Annotated in this window: 15 protein-coding genes; 11 read left to right on the top strand and 4 right to left on the bottom strand. The window is 69.0% G+C overall.

What is annotated here, in order from left to right:
* Window positions 1-87: 87 nt before the first annotated feature.
* The 3 genes from ABZO29_RS33930 to ABZO29_RS33940 all read left to right on the top strand — a co-directional run bounded on the left by ABZO29_RS33930 (window position 88) and on the right by ABZO29_RS33940 (window position 2,691).
* Window positions 88-1,056 (top strand): heme o synthase, encoded by a 969-nt coding sequence (locus ABZO29_RS33930; RefSeq protein ID WP_367324003.1) that lies wholly within the window; start codon window positions 88-90, stop codon window positions 1,054-1,056.
* Between the two features lie 86 nt (window positions 1,057-1,142).
* Complete coding sequence (locus tag ABZO29_RS33935; protein WP_367324004.1) at window positions 1,143-1,475, top strand: hypothetical protein; 333 nt, start codon at window positions 1,143-1,145, stop codon at window positions 1,473-1,475.
* A 109-nt stretch (window positions 1,476-1,584) separates the two neighbouring features.
* Window positions 1,585-2,691: an amidohydrolase family protein gene (locus ABZO29_RS33940; RefSeq protein WP_367324005.1), complete on the top strand. Its 1,107-nt coding sequence runs from the start codon at window positions 1,585-1,587 to the stop codon at window positions 2,689-2,691.
* A gap of 7 nt (window positions 2,692-2,698) precedes the next feature.
* Here the strand turns inward: ABZO29_RS33940 and ABZO29_RS33945 are convergent, their stop codons facing one another.
* Genes ABZO29_RS33945 through ABZO29_RS33955 form a run of 3 tightly spaced genes read right to left on the bottom strand, consistent with a single transcriptional unit; the run spans window position 2,699 to window position 5,451 of the window.
* Window positions 2,699-3,706, bottom strand: coding sequence for a heme A synthase (locus tag ABZO29_RS33945; RefSeq protein ID WP_367324006.1), 1,008 nt, complete (start codon window positions 3,704-3,706; stop codon window positions 2,699-2,701).
* Window positions 3,707-3,754: 48 nt separating this feature from the next.
* Window positions 3,755-4,531 (bottom strand): ABC transporter permease, encoded by a 777-nt coding sequence (locus ABZO29_RS33950; protein WP_367324007.1) that lies wholly within the window; start codon window positions 4,529-4,531, stop codon window positions 3,755-3,757.
* Window positions 4,528-5,451, bottom strand: a complete 924-nt coding sequence (locus tag ABZO29_RS33955) for an ABC transporter ATP-binding protein (RefSeq protein ID WP_367324008.1) — start codon at window positions 5,449-5,451, stop codon at window positions 4,528-4,530. Before ABZO29_RS33955 ends, ABZO29_RS33950 begins: the two co-directional genes overlap by 4 nt.
* Window positions 5,452-5,669: 218 nt before the next feature.
* Between ABZO29_RS33955 and ABZO29_RS33960 the strand changes: the two genes are divergently transcribed.
* The 8 genes from ABZO29_RS33960 to ABZO29_RS33995 are packed head-to-tail and all read left to right on the top strand — an operon-like array spanning window position 5,670 to window position 12,234.
* Window positions 5,670-6,404, top strand: coding sequence for a helix-turn-helix transcriptional regulator (locus ABZO29_RS33960; RefSeq protein WP_367324009.1), 735 nt, complete (start codon window positions 5,670-5,672; stop codon window positions 6,402-6,404).
* Complete coding sequence (gene sufB, locus ABZO29_RS33965) at window positions 6,401-7,822, top strand: Fe-S cluster assembly protein SufB (protein WP_367324010.1); 1,422 nt, start codon at window positions 6,401-6,403, stop codon at window positions 7,820-7,822. The genes ABZO29_RS33960 and sufB overlap by 4 nt, the downstream gene beginning before the upstream one ends.
* Before the next feature lie 59 nt (window positions 7,823-7,881).
* Entirely contained in the window at window positions 7,882-9,066 is a 1,185-nt protein-coding gene (sufD, locus tag ABZO29_RS33970) for a Fe-S cluster assembly protein SufD (protein ID WP_367324011.1), read from the top strand.
* Window positions 9,063-9,392 carry a bifunctional 3-phenylpropionate/cinnamic acid dioxygenase ferredoxin subunit gene (locus ABZO29_RS33975; protein WP_367324012.1) on the top strand — a complete coding sequence of 110 codons (330 nt, stop codon included), beginning with the start codon at window positions 9,063-9,065 and terminating at the stop codon, window positions 9,390-9,392. Before sufD ends, ABZO29_RS33975 begins: the two co-directional genes overlap by 4 nt.
* An 8-nt stretch (window positions 9,393-9,400) precedes the next feature.
* A complete protein-coding gene (gene sufC / locus ABZO29_RS33980; RefSeq protein WP_132854534.1) occupies window positions 9,401-10,165 on the top strand; it encodes a Fe-S cluster assembly ATPase SufC in 765 nt (254 codons plus the stop codon).
* Complete coding sequence (locus ABZO29_RS33985; protein WP_367324013.1) at window positions 10,162-11,418, top strand: cysteine desulfurase; 1,257 nt, start codon at window positions 10,162-10,164, stop codon at window positions 11,416-11,418. Before sufC ends, ABZO29_RS33985 begins: the two co-directional genes overlap by 4 nt.
* A gap of 19 nt (window positions 11,419-11,437) precedes the next feature.
* Entirely contained in the window at window positions 11,438-11,905 is a 468-nt protein-coding gene (gene sufU, locus ABZO29_RS33990) for a Fe-S cluster assembly sulfur transfer protein SufU (RefSeq protein ID WP_367324014.1), read from the top strand.
* A complete protein-coding gene (locus ABZO29_RS33995; RefSeq protein WP_367324015.1) occupies window positions 11,902-12,234 on the top strand; it encodes a metal-sulfur cluster assembly factor in 333 nt (110 codons plus the stop codon). Before sufU ends, ABZO29_RS33995 begins: the two co-directional genes overlap by 4 nt.
* Before the next feature lie 64 nt (window positions 12,235-12,298).
* Here ABZO29_RS33995 and ABZO29_RS34000 read toward each other — a convergent pair whose 3' ends face one another.
* Window positions 12,299-13,129, bottom strand: a complete 831-nt coding sequence (locus ABZO29_RS34000; RefSeq protein ID WP_367324016.1) for an AbfB domain-containing protein — start codon at window positions 13,127-13,129, stop codon at window positions 12,299-12,301.
* Window positions 13,130-13,144: the final 15 nt, after the last annotated feature.

Here is a 13,144-nt window from a genome sequence, read left to right on the forward strand (position 1 = left end):
CCCGCGAATATCCGGGTCTGGGCAACGTCTACAGTGGCGTGGTACGCGCGAGCCTTTGCCGGGACATCACAGGGGAGGCTTGCTGGGATGTCTCTGTCAGGGGTGTGCGTGACGGCCGTCGAATCCCGTCCAGCGGGGGTGCTCGGTGCGAGCCAGAGCCCGAGCCACCGGCCGTTCGGGGCCCGTGTCAAGGCTTTCGTGGCTCTGACCAAGCCGCGGATCATCGAGCTGCTGCTGATCACCACAGTTCCGGTGATGTTCCTCGCGCAGCAGGGCGTACCCGACCTCGGCCTTGTGCTCCTGACCTGCATCGGCGGCTACCTCTCGGCGGGCGGCGCCAACGCGCTGAACATGTACATCGACCGTGACATCGACGCGCTGATGGACCGCACCTCGCAGCGCCCGCTGGTCACCGGCATGGTCAGCCCGCGTGAGTGCCTGGCCTTCGGCATCACCCTCGCCGTCGTCTCGACGCTTCTGTTCGGTCTCGCCGTCAACTGGCTGTCCGCCTGGCTGTCGCTCGGAGCGCTCCTCTTCTACGTCGTCGTCTACACGATGATCCTCAAGCGCCGTACGTCGCAGAACATCGTGTGGGGCGGCATCGCGGGCTGTATGCCGGTGCTCATCGGCTGGTCGGCGGTGACGAACTCGATCTCCTGGGCCCCGGTCGTCCTCTTCATGGTCATCTTCTTCTGGACGCCGCCGCACTACTGGCCGCTGTCCATGAAGGTGCGGGAGGACTACGCGCGCGTGGGCGTGCCGATGCTGCCGGTCATCGCCTCCAACAAGGTCGTCGCCAAGCAGATCGTGCTCTACAGCTGGGTGATGGTCGCGGTCTCCCTGCTGCTGACCCCGCTCGGCTACACCGGCTGGTTCTACACCGTGGTCGCCCTGGCGGCCGGCGGCTGGTGGCTGTGGGAGGCGCACGCACTCCAGAACCGCGCGAAGGCCGAGGTGACGGGCGCGAAGCTGAAGGAGATGCGGCTGTTCCACTGGTCCATCACCTACGTGTCGCTGCTGTTCGTCGCCGTCGCGGTGGACCCCTTCCTGCGCTGATCTCCTCAGGGACGGGCGGGGTGCGTGGTCAAGGCCACGCACCCCGCCCGTCGCCGTTTGATCTACCCGTCGGTAGCATCCTGACCATGGCAGACACGCAGCAGGTTGACGCGAAGGCCGAGCGCAAGGTGGCCCGCCTCGCCAAGCAGATCGACGCCTTCTCCAAGGCACACGGCGGTGCCGAGGGCCAGGTCGCGTACATAGGGGAGCGGGGCGCCCGCATCGTCCTCGTGGGCGAGGACGGCGGCTGGGGCGACCTGGTGGCCCCCTCGTACGCGATCGCCGAGAAGGCGGTGGAGAAGTCGGGGATCACCGTCCACGAGTCGTTCGACGGCGAGTTCGCGGCGAAGGTGAGGACGGGCCCGTACGAGTGGACGAGGATGGCCGGAATTCAGGTCGGCGGACCGAGCAACGGCTGAACAACGTGGCTGAGGGGCGGGGGCTGTATCGATATGCGGCTCCGCCGCGACCTGAAACCCCGTTCACCCGTTAGCCCCCGTGAGGACGAAGTCAACACGGGGAGCCCGGATGATCGAAACGCCGTCCCTCGTGGACCAGTACTGCCACGGAGTGCTCCGTACAGAGCTGGGCCTCGGCACCTTCGAGGCCCAGCTGGCCCGCACCGAGGGCCCGCCCGCCCCCGGTACGACGCTCTTCGACACGCAGACGGGGTTCGCCGTACGTCGCTGGTGCCCCCCGCTCCTCGGCCTGGAACCGCACTGCGCACCCGCCCGCTATCTCGCCCGGCGTCGTGAACTCGGCGTACTCGAAGCGGGCCGCAGACTGCTGCGCGGCAGCGGCATCACGACGTACCTGGTCGACACGGGCCTGCCCGGCGATCTCACCGGACCGACCGAGCTGGCCTCCGCGGGCGACGCCGCCGCCCACGAGATCGTGCGCCTGGAACTCCTCGCCGAGCAGGTCGCCGACACCTCGGGCACCGTCGAGTCCTTCCTCGCCAACCTCGCCGAGTCGGTGCACGGCGCCGCCGCGAACGCCGTGGCCTTCACCTCCGTCGCGGGCGTGCGGCACGGCCTCGCGATCGCGCCCGAGCCGCCCGGACCGGGGGAGGTGCGGGGTGCGGCCGGCCGCTGGCTGGCGGGGCGCAGGGTGGGCGGAGAGCTGAGCGACCCGGTGCTCCTGCGGCACCTGCTGTGGATCGCGGTGGCCTCGGGGCTGCCCCTGCAACTGCACGCCGGTCTGGGGGAGCCCGGCCAGCGCATCGACCGTACGGACCCTGTCCTGCTCACGGACTTCGTCCGGGCGACCGCCGGTCTCGGCACGGACCTGGTCCTGCTGCACGGCTACCCGTACCACCGCCACGCCGCCCACCTGGCCGGCGTCTTCCCGCACGTCTACGCCGACTCGGGCGCCGCGCTCGTACGGACCGGCGCCCGGGCCGCGACCGTACTCGCCGAAATCCTGGAGCTGGCCCCCTTCGGCAAGATCCTCTTCTCCAGCGGGGCACAGGGGCTGCCCGAGCTGCACGTGGTGGGCGCACGCCTGTTCCGCGAGGCGCTCGGCAGAGTGCTGGGCGGGTGGGTCGCCGACGGGGCGTGGTCGCTGGAGGACGCGCAGCGGGTGGCGGAGATGGTCGCGGCCGGGAACGCGCGCCGCGTCTACGGACTGGTGTGAGGCGGGTTCACGCGCTCGTCAGCGTCGCCTCGGCCGAGGGCCCCGGCAGATCGGCGGCCACGTCGGGCCGCTCGCGCAGCGCCAGCAGCACCCGCAGCACCGCGATCCACACCAGACCCGAGCCGAGCATGTGCAGGCCGACCAGGACCTCGGGCAGGTTCGTGAAGTACTGGACGTATCCGATGACACCCTGCGCCAGCAGCACGACGAACAGATCCCGCGTCCGGTCCAGCGGAGCCCTGGGCGCGTCGACCGCCTTGAGGACGAACCACAGGGCGAAGGTCAGCGTCACCACGATCCAGGCCAGTACGGCGTGCAGCTTGCTGACCGTCTCCCAGTTCAGCGGCATGCGCTCGACCTCGCTGGAGTCGCCCGCGTGCGGTCCCGAGCCGGTGACCACCGTGCCGACGGCGATCAGCAGCACCGAGGCGGCGACCAGGAACCACACGAGCTGCTGAACGGCCTTCCCGACGAGTGGCTTGGCCGCCCCGTCGCCCTCCCGGGTGCGCTGCCACATGACCGTGGCGACGGCGATCAGGGCCGAGGAGAGCAGGAAGTGGGCGGCGACCGTGTACGGGTTCAGGCCGACGAGCACCACGATGCCACCGAGGACCGCGTTGCCCATCACGACCCAGAACTGCGCCCAGCCCAGCCGGGTCAGGCTGCGCCGGTACGGCTTTTCCGAGCGCGCGGCGATGATCGCCCAGCCGACGGCGGCGCACAGCACGTACGTCAGCATGCGGTTGCCGAACTCGATGGCGCCGTGGACGCCCATCGCGCCGGTGGCGGTGAGCGAGTCGTCGGTGCACTTGGGCCAGGTCGGGCAGCCCAGTCCGGAGCCCGTGAGCCGTACGGCACCGCCGGTGACCACGATGACCACCGACATGACGAGCGCGGCGAGAGCCGCCCGCTGCACCGTCCGGGGATCCGGGGTCCAGCGTGCGGCGATGAAGGCGAGCGGGTTGCGCACGGCGGCTACGGCATCGGCGCGGGTCACGTTTGGCACGCGCCCCATCGTAGAGCGCCGCTTGTGCACGGTTTCACGAGGGGATCGCCAACGTGACTACTCCCACTTGAAGAACCGGCCCGCGGCGCCCAGCCCCACGACTGCCCACACCGCGAGAATCCCCAGGTCGCCCCACGGCATCCCCGCCCCGTGCTGCAGCACGTCCCGCAGTCCGTCCGACAGCGCCGAGACGGGGAGCAGCCCGAGCACGTCCTGGGCACCGGAGGGGAACTTGTCCAGCGGCACGATGACACCGCCGCCGACGAGGAGCAGCAGGAAGACCAGGTTGGCGGCGGCGAGGGTCGCCTCCGCCTTCAGCGTGCCCGCCATCAGCAGGCCGAGCCCCGAGAAGGCGGCGGTGCCCAGGACCAGCAGGAGCAGGACGGCGAAGGGGTTGCCGTGGGGGGACCAGCCCAGGGCGAAGGCGATCACCGTCAGCAGGATCACCTGCAGGATCTCCGTCACCAGGACCGACACCGTCTTGGCCGTCATCAGCCCCCAGCGCGGGAGCGGCGACGAGGCCAGGCGCTTCAGCACGGCGTAGCGGCGCTCGAAGCCGGTCGCGATCGCCTGGCCCGTGAACGCCGTCGACATGACGGCGAGGGCGAGGATGCCGGGGGTGAGGAAGTCGACGGCCTCGCCCGCGCCCGTGTCGACGATGTCCACCGAGCTGAACAGGACAAGCAGGAGCGTCGGGATCACGACCGTGAGCAGCAGCTGTTCGCCGTTGCGCAGCAGCATCTTCGTCTCGAGCGCGGCCTGGGTCGCGATCATGCGGGGGAGGGGGGCGGCGCCGGGCCTGGGGGCGTACGTGCCGGGGGTGGTCGTGGTCACGAGCGCAGCTCCTTGCCGGTCAGCTCCAAGAAGACGTCCTCAAGCGTGTGCCGTTCGACCGAGATCTTCTCCGGCATCACGCCGTGCTGTGCGCACCACGAGGTGACCGTGGCGAGCAGTTGCGGGTCGACCTTGCCGGCCACCCGGTAGGAACCGGGCGTCAGCTCCGCGGCCGAGCAGTCGGCGGGCAGGGCCTTCAGCAGGGACCCCACGTCGAGGCCCGGCCGTCCGACGAACCGCAGGGTGTTCTCGGCGCCGCCGCGGCACAGCTCCTCGGGGGTGCCCTGGGCGATGACCCGGCCCGCGTCGATGATCGCGACGTCGTCGGCGAGCTGCTCGGCCTCGTCCATGTAGTGGGTGGTCAGGATGACGGAGACGCCGTCGGCGCGCAGATCCCGTATGAGGTCCCAGGTCGCCCGGCGGGCCTGCGGGTCGAGGCCGGCGGTCGGCTCGTCCAGGAACACGAGCTCCGGTCGGCCCACGACCGCCATCGCGAGCGCGAGCCGCTGCTGCTGGCCGCCGGAGAGGCGGCGGTACGTCGTGCGGCCGCAGGCGCCGAGGCCGAGCCGCTCGATGAGGGCGTCCACGTCCAGGGGGTGGGCGTGCAGCTTGGCGACGTGGCGGAGCATCTCGTCGGCCCGGGCGCTGGAGTAGACGCCGCCGGACTGCAGCATCACGCCGATGCGGGGGTGCAGCTCGCGAGCCTGTCTCACCGGGTCCAGGCCCAGGACGCGCACCGTGCCGGAGTCCGGCTTGCGGTAGCCCTCGCAGGTCTCGACCGTGGTCGTCTTGCCGGCGCCGTTGGGGCCGAGTACGGCGGTGACGCCCGCGCGGGCCAGCAGGTCGAGGCCGTCCACCGCGGTTTTTGTCCCGTACCGCTTCACCAGGGCCCGGACCTGGACGACAGGCTCACTTCGCATGGGTCCAGAGTCTAGGTAGGGAGTTGGGGGCTCAGGGGAGCGGGGGCGGTGTCCGTGGGTGTGCGCGCCCGCGCCCGCGACGCCCGACGACCAGGTGGTTTGATCGATCAAAGATCATTTTCGCAGGTCAGATTAGGTATGCCTAAGTGACGCAGGGCACCGCCGGCCGGCCCATGCGCGGGTTGCCTGCGTTTGAGGAATTACGCAACAATGGCGTTGTGAAAAACGTCGGAGCGGCTCGGGAGACCCCCTCGGGGGCCCCGCAGGAGGAGCTCGCGACCGGGGAGCGTTCCACGCGCAACCGGGTCGCGCGGTCCATCCTGGACCACGGGCCGTCGACCGTCGCCGAGCTCGCCGGACGGCTGGGCCTCACGCAGGCCGCCGTACGCCGGCATCTCGACGCACTGGCCGCCGACGACGTCGTGGAGGCGCGAGAGCAGCGGGTGTACGGCGCGCGTACGCGCGGCCGTCCCGCCAGGATCTTCGCCCTGACGGACTGCGGCCGGGACGCCTTCGACCAGTCGTACGACAAGCTGGCCGCGGACGCGCTGAGCTGGATCGCCGAGCAGGAGGGCGGCAAGGAGGCGGTCGCCGCCTTCGCCCGCGCCCGGATCGCCGCGCAGGCGAGCGCGTACCGCGAGGCGATCGAGGCCGTGACGCCGGACAAGCGCGCCGAAGCCCTGGCCAAGGCCTTGAGTGTCGACGGGTACGCTGCTACGGCGCGCAGCGCACCGGTCGGCGAGCAGCTCTGCCAGCACCACTGCCCGGTGGCCCACGTCGCGGAGCAGTTCCCCCAGCTGTGCGAGGCGGAGACGGAGATCTTCGCCGAGCTGCTCGGAACGCACGTACAGCGGCTGGCCACCATCGCCCACGGCGACGGCGTCTGCACGACGTTCATCCCCAAGATTTCCACTGACGCATCTGCAAGCACGGCCGGGAGGAACCCCGCATGACTCTCCCCACGGAGACTGCCCACCCTGAGCTCGAGGGTCTGGGCACGTACGAATACGGCTGGGCCGACTCCGACGAGGCCGGTGCCTCTGCCAAGCGCGGTCTGAGCGAGGACGTCGTCCGCGACATCTCCGCGAAGAAGAACGAGCCGGAGTGGATGACCAAGCTCCGTCTCAAGGGCCTGCGCCTGTTCGAGAAGAAGCCCATGCCGAACTGGGGCTCGGACCTGTCGGGCATCGACTTCGACAACATCAAGTACTTCGTACGCTCCACGGAGAAGCAGGCGGAGTCCTGGGAGGACCTGCCCGAGGACATCAAGAACACGTACGACAAGCTCGGCATCCCGGAGGCGGAGAAGCAGCGCCTCGTCGCGGGTGTCGCCGCACAGTACGAGTCGGAGGTCGTCTACCACCAGATCCGCGAGGACCTGGAGGAGCAGGGCGTCATCTTCCTGGACACCGACACCGCGCTGAAGGAGCACCCGGAGCTCTTCAAGGAGTACTTCGGGACCGTCATCCCGGTCGGTGACAACAAGTTCGCGTCGCTGAACACCGCCGTGTGGTCGGGCGGCTCCTTCATCTACGTGCCGAAGGGCGTGCACGTGGAGATCCCGCTCCAGGCCTACTTCCGTATCAACACGGAGAACATGGGCCAGTTCGAGCGGACGCTGATCATCGTCGACGAGGGTGCCTACGTGCACTATGTCGAGGGTTGTACGGCCCCGATCTACAAGTCGGACTCGCTGCACTCCGCGGTCGTCGAGATCATCGTCAAGAAGAACGCCCGCTGCCGCTACACCACGATCCAGAACTGGTCGAACAACGTCTACAACCTGGTCACCAAGCGTGCCGTGGCCTACGAGGGCGCGACCATGGAGTGGATCGACGGCAACATCGGCTCCAAGGTCACCATGAAGTACCCGGCCGTCTACCTGATGGGCGAGCACGCCAAGGGCGAGACCCTCTCCATCGCCTTCGCGGGCGAGGGGCAGCACCAGGACGCCGGCTCCAAGATGGTCCACATGGCGCCGAACACGTCCTCCAACATCGTGTCGAAGTCCGTGGCGCGTGGCGGCGGTCGTACGTCCTACCGCGGTCTCGTCGAGATCGGCGAGGGCGCTGCCGGATCCAAGTCGAACGTGCTGTGCGACGCGCTGCTCGTCGACACCATCTCCCGCTCCGACACGTACCCCTACGTGGACGTCCGTGAGGACGACGTGTCCATGGGCCACGAGGCCACCGTCTCCAAGGTCTCCGAGGACCAGCTCTTCTACCTGATGAGCCGCGGTCTGAGCGAGTTCGAGGCGATGGCGATGATCGTGCGCGGCTTCGTCGAGCCCATCGCCAAGGAGCTGCCGATGGAGTACGCCCTCGAGCTCAACCGGCTGATCGAGCTGCAGATGGAAGGCGCGGTCGGCTGAGGCCCGCCCCCGACAGCAGCCAGCAATTTCTGACGTAGGAAGAGAGCAGACCGACAGCCATGGCTGAGGCTCAGAACATCCCCGTGGGGTCCACCACCGCGGGCCAGATCGCGGTGGCCGCCGAATCGACCGTCGCCACGCGCATGAGCGCGCCCCCGTCCTTCGACGTGGCGGACTTCCCGGTCCCGCACGGCCGCGAGGAGGAGTGGCGGTTCACCCCGCTGGAGCGGCTGCGCGGTCTGCACGACGGCACCGCCGTCGCGACCGGCGAGGGCGTGAAGGTCGCCGTCGATGCCCCCGAGGGTGTCATCGTCGAGACCGTCGGCCGCGACGACGCGCGCCTGGGCAGGGCGGGCACCCCGGTGGACCGCGTCGCCGCCCAGGCGTACTCGGCGTTCGAGAAGGCCGGCGTGGTCACCGTCCCCAAGGAGACGGTCCTCACCGAGCCGATCCGCATCGCCGTGCACGGCGAGGGCGGGACCGCCTACGGCCACCAGGTCATCGAGCTGGGCGCGTTCGCCGAGGCCGTCGTCGTCATCGACCACACCGGTGACGCCGTGCTCGCCGCCAACGTCGACTGCATCCTGGGCGACGGCGCCAAGCTGACCGTCGTCTCGGTCCAGGACTGGGACGACAAGGCCGTGCACGTGGGCCAGCACAACGCGCTGATCGGCCGGGACGCCACCTTCAAGTCGTTCGTGGTCACCTTCGGCGGCGACGTCGTACGTCTCCACCCCCGCGTCGCCTACGCCGGCACCGGCGGCGAGGCCGAGCTCTTCGGCCTGTACTTCACGGACGCCGGGCAGCACCAGGAGCACCGCCTCCTGGTCACCCACAACACCCCGCACTGCAAGTCGAACGTCGTCTACAAGGGCGCGCTCCAGGGCGACGACGCGCACGCCGTGTGGATCGGCGACGTTCTGATCGAGGCCAAGGCCGAGGGCACGGACACGTACGAGATGAACCGCAACCTGGTTCTCACCGACGGCGCCCGCGTCGACTCGGTGCCGAACCTGGAGATCGAGACCGGCGAGATCGTCGGCGCCGGTCACGCGAGCGCGACCGGCCGCTTCGACGACGAGCAGCTCTTCTATCTGATGGCCCGCGGCATCCCGGAGCACGAGGCCCGTCGCCTGGTGGTCCGCGGCTTCTTCGCCGAGCTGGTCCAGCAGATCGGCGTCGAGGACATCGAGGAGCGCCTCATCGCCAAGATCGAGGAGGAGCTGGAGGCGTCGGTCGCATGACTGCCTCGTCAACGTTCGTACGCGCCTGTGGGCTGAGCGAGCTGGAGGAGGACACCCCCAAGCGGGTGGAACTCGACGGCACGCCGGTCTCGGTCGTGAAGACCGAGGGGGAGGTGTTCGCGATCAACGACATCTGCTCGCACGCGAACGTCTCGCTCTCCGAGGGCGAGGTGGAGGACTGCCAGATCGAGTGCTGGCTGCACGGCTCCAGCTTCGACCTGCGCACCGGCAAGCCGTCCGGCCTTCCCGCGACGCGCCCCGTCCCCGTATACCCCGTAAAGATCGAAGGGGACGACGTGCTCGTCTCCCTCACCCAGGAGTCCTGAGGCAATCCATGGCAACGCTTGAAATCCGAGACCTGCACGTCACCGTCGAGGCCGACAACGCCACGAAGGAGATCCTCAAGGGCGTCGACCTCACCGTGAAGCAGGGCGAGACGCACGCCATCATGGGCCCCAACGGCTCCGGCAAGTCGACCCTCGCCTACTCGCTCGCGGGCCACCCGAAGTACACGATCACCTCCGGCACCGTCACTCTCGACGGCGAGGACGTCCTGGAGATGTCCGTCGACGAGCGCGCCCGCGCGGGCCTGTTCCTGGCGATGCAGTACCCGGTCGAGGTCCCCGGCGTCTCGGTCTCCAACTTCCTGCGCACCTCCGCCACCGCGATCCGCGGCGAGGCCCCCAAGCTGCGCACCTGGGTGAAGGAGGTCAAGGAGGCCATGGAGCGCCTCAACATGGACCCGTCCTTCGCCGAGCGCAACGTCAACGAGGGCTTCTCCGGCGGTGAGAAGAAGCGCCACGAGATCCTGCAGCTCGAGCTGCTCAAGCCGAAGGTCGCGATCCTCGACGAGACCGACTCCGGCCTCGACGTCGACGCTCTTCGCATCGTCTCCGAGGGCGTCAACCGCGTCCGCGAGACCGGCGAGGTCGGCACCCTGCTGATCACGCACTACACGCGCATCCTGCGCTACATCAAGCCCGACCACGTCCACGTCTTCTCGGGCGGCCGGATCGTGGAGTCCGGCGGCGCCGAGCTCGCCGACAAGCTGGAGGACGAGGGCTACGAGGCATACACGAAGGGTGGCGCATCCGCGTGACACAGCTGCCGGGCCTCCTCGACACCGAGGCGATCCGCAAGGACTTCCCCGTCCTGGACCGACTGGTCCACGACGGCAAGAAGCTTGTGTACCTGGACAACGCGGCGACCTCGCAGAAGCCGCGCCAGGTGCTGGACGCCCTGAGCGAGTACTACGAGCGCTACAACGCCAACGTCCACCGCGGTGTGCATGTGCTCGCCGAGGAGGCCACGGCGCTGTACGAGGGCGCGCGCGACAAGGTCGCCGCGTTCATCAACGCGCCGAGCCGCGACGAGGTGATCTTCACCAAGAACGCCTCCGAGTCGCTGAACCTGGTGGCGAACATGCTGGGCTGGGCCGACGAGCCCTACCGCGTGGACTCCGACACCGAGATCGTCATCACGGAGATGGAGCACCATTCCAACATCGTGCCGTGGCAGCTGCTGTCGCAGCGCACGGGCGCGAAGCTGAAGTGGTTCGGCCTGACCGACGACGGCCGCCTGGACCTGTCCAACATCGACGAGATCATCACGGAGAAGACGAAGATCGTCTCCTTCGTCCTGGTGTCGAACATCCTGGGCACGGTGAACCCCGTCGAGGCGATAGTGCGCCGCGCACAGGAGGTCGGTGCGCTGGTCTGCATCGACGCCTCGCAGGCCGCGCCGCACATGCCCCTGGACGTCCAGTCTCTGCAGGCCGACTTCGTGGCCTTCACCGGCCACAAGATGTGCGGCCCGACCGGCATCGGCGTCCTGTGGGGCCGCCAGGAGCTGCTCGAGGATCTCCCCCCGTTCCTGGGTGGCGGCGAGATGATCGAGACGGTGTCCATGCACTCGTCGACGTACGCCCCCGCCCCGCACAAGTTCGAGGCGGGCACCCCGCCGATCGCGCAGGCGGTCGGTCTGGGCGCGGCGATCGACTACCTCAACTCGATCGGCATGGACAAGATCCTCGCCCATGAGCACGCGCTGACCGAGTACGCGGTGCGGCGGCTGCGCGAGGTGCAGGACCTGAGGATCATCGGCCCGACGACGGCCGAGGAGCGAGGGGCCGCCATCTCCTTCACGCTGGGCGACATCCACCCGCACGACGTGGGCCAGGTCCTCGACGAGCAGGGCATCGCGGTCCGCGTCGGCCACCACTGCGCACGCCCGGTCTGCCTCCGGTACGGAATTCCTGCGACCACGCGGGCGTCGTTCTATCTGTACTCCACGCCGGCCGAGATCGACGCTCTGGTCGACGGACTGGAGCACGTACGGAACTTCTTCGGCTGAGGGGTTGGCGAGCGATCGCATGAAGCTGGACTCCATGTACCAGGAAGTCATCCTGGACCACTACAAGAACCCGCACGGGCGTGGTCTGAGGGATGGCGACGCCGAGGTTCACCACGTGAACCCGACCTGCGGCGACGAGATCACCCTCCGCGTGAAGTACGACGGCACGAAGATCGAGGACGTGTCGTACGAGGGCCAGGGCTGCTCCATCAGCCAGGCCTCCGCCTCCGTACTGAACGAACTCCTCGTCGGCAAGGAACTGGCCGAGGCGCAGAAGATCCAGGAGACCTTCCTGGAGCTGATGCAGTCCAAGGGCCGGATCGAGCCCGACGACGCGATGGAGGAGGTGCTGGAGGACGCGGTCGCGTTCGCCGGCGTCTCCAAGTACCCCGCCCGGGTCAAGTGCGCCCTCCTGAGCTGGATGGCGTGGAAGGACGCGACGGCCCAGGCGCTGGGCGGAGCCGACGCCGAAAGGAAGACGGCATGAGTGACACCGTGGAGATGAAGCCGGCCTCGGAGGAGGAGCTCCGCGAGGCCCTGATGGACGTCGTCGACCCCGAGCTGGGCATCGACGTCGTCAACCTGGGCCTGATCTACGGCATCCACATCGACGACGCGAACATCGCGACCGTCGACATGACGCTGACCTCCGCGGCCTGCCCGCTGACGGACGTCATCGAGGACCAGGCCAAGTCCGCCACGGACGGCCTCGTGAGCGAGCTGCGCATCAACTGGGTGTGGATGCCGCCGTGGGGCCCCGACAAGATCACGGACGACGGGCGCGAGCAGCTTCGGGCGCTCGGGTTCAACGTCTGAGGACCTGACACGTGTGGCCCCCGGCATCCGCCGGGGGCCACATGCGTGTGGGTTGCGGTTCTGCTCAGGCGAGGCCGTCCACGAGGCGGAACGAGAAGTCCTCGCGGTTGGTGGTGTTGTAGCCGTACGGGTCCAGGCGCAGCACGAAGTTCTTGTGGCGCAGGGCGTAGTTGGGGTAGTTCACCGACCGGAGCATCACGGCGCCCGAGTACGGTGACCACTCGGGGCAGAAGGTGGCGTCCTGGGAGAACAGGGTGGATCCGTCGTTGCGTTCGGCGCGCAGGACGAAATCGCGGTGGCGCAGGTACTTGCCGTCGGCCGTGCCGAAGGAGTAACAGGAGGCGTTGGCCAGGCCCTTGACCAGTTTGAAGGTGGAGTCCTCGCGGGATTCGGAGCCACCGACCGGGTCGAGCCTCACGTAACCGCCGCTCGCATGCCAGTAACGGTCGGGGTAGTTGACCGAGCGCACGGAGGTCCACTTCGTCGGGGGCTTGGACGAACCGGGCTTGGTCGAGGACGACTTGGAGGGAGTCGCGGCACCAGACGCCGTGGGCGTGGGACTCTGCTTGCGGGTGGTCGGCGAAGAGGCCCCCGCCGACGACGGGCTCTTCTTGGCAGCGGGGGCGGTGGCGCCCGGCGTGGACGGCGTGGCGAAGTAGATCAGCCCGGGCCCCGTCGCCTCGGCCGGGGATGTCGTGGCGCCCTTCCCGGACGTCGACGCGTCGTCGGAATGGTTGTCGATCATCACGACGGCGGTGATGCACGACGCGACGGTGGCCACGGCGAGCGCACCGGCCAGCCAGAGGCGACGTGTTCCCGGTGCCCGGGACGTGTCCGGGGCCCAGCCGTTCTCCCAGGGCTGACCCTGAGGGGGCTGGGACTTCTTGAATGGCATGCGCTGTTCCTCCAG

Source organism: Streptomyces sp. HUAS ZL42, assembly GCF_040782645.1.
GTDB lineage: Bacteria > Actinomycetota > Actinomycetes > Streptomycetales > Streptomycetaceae > Streptomyces.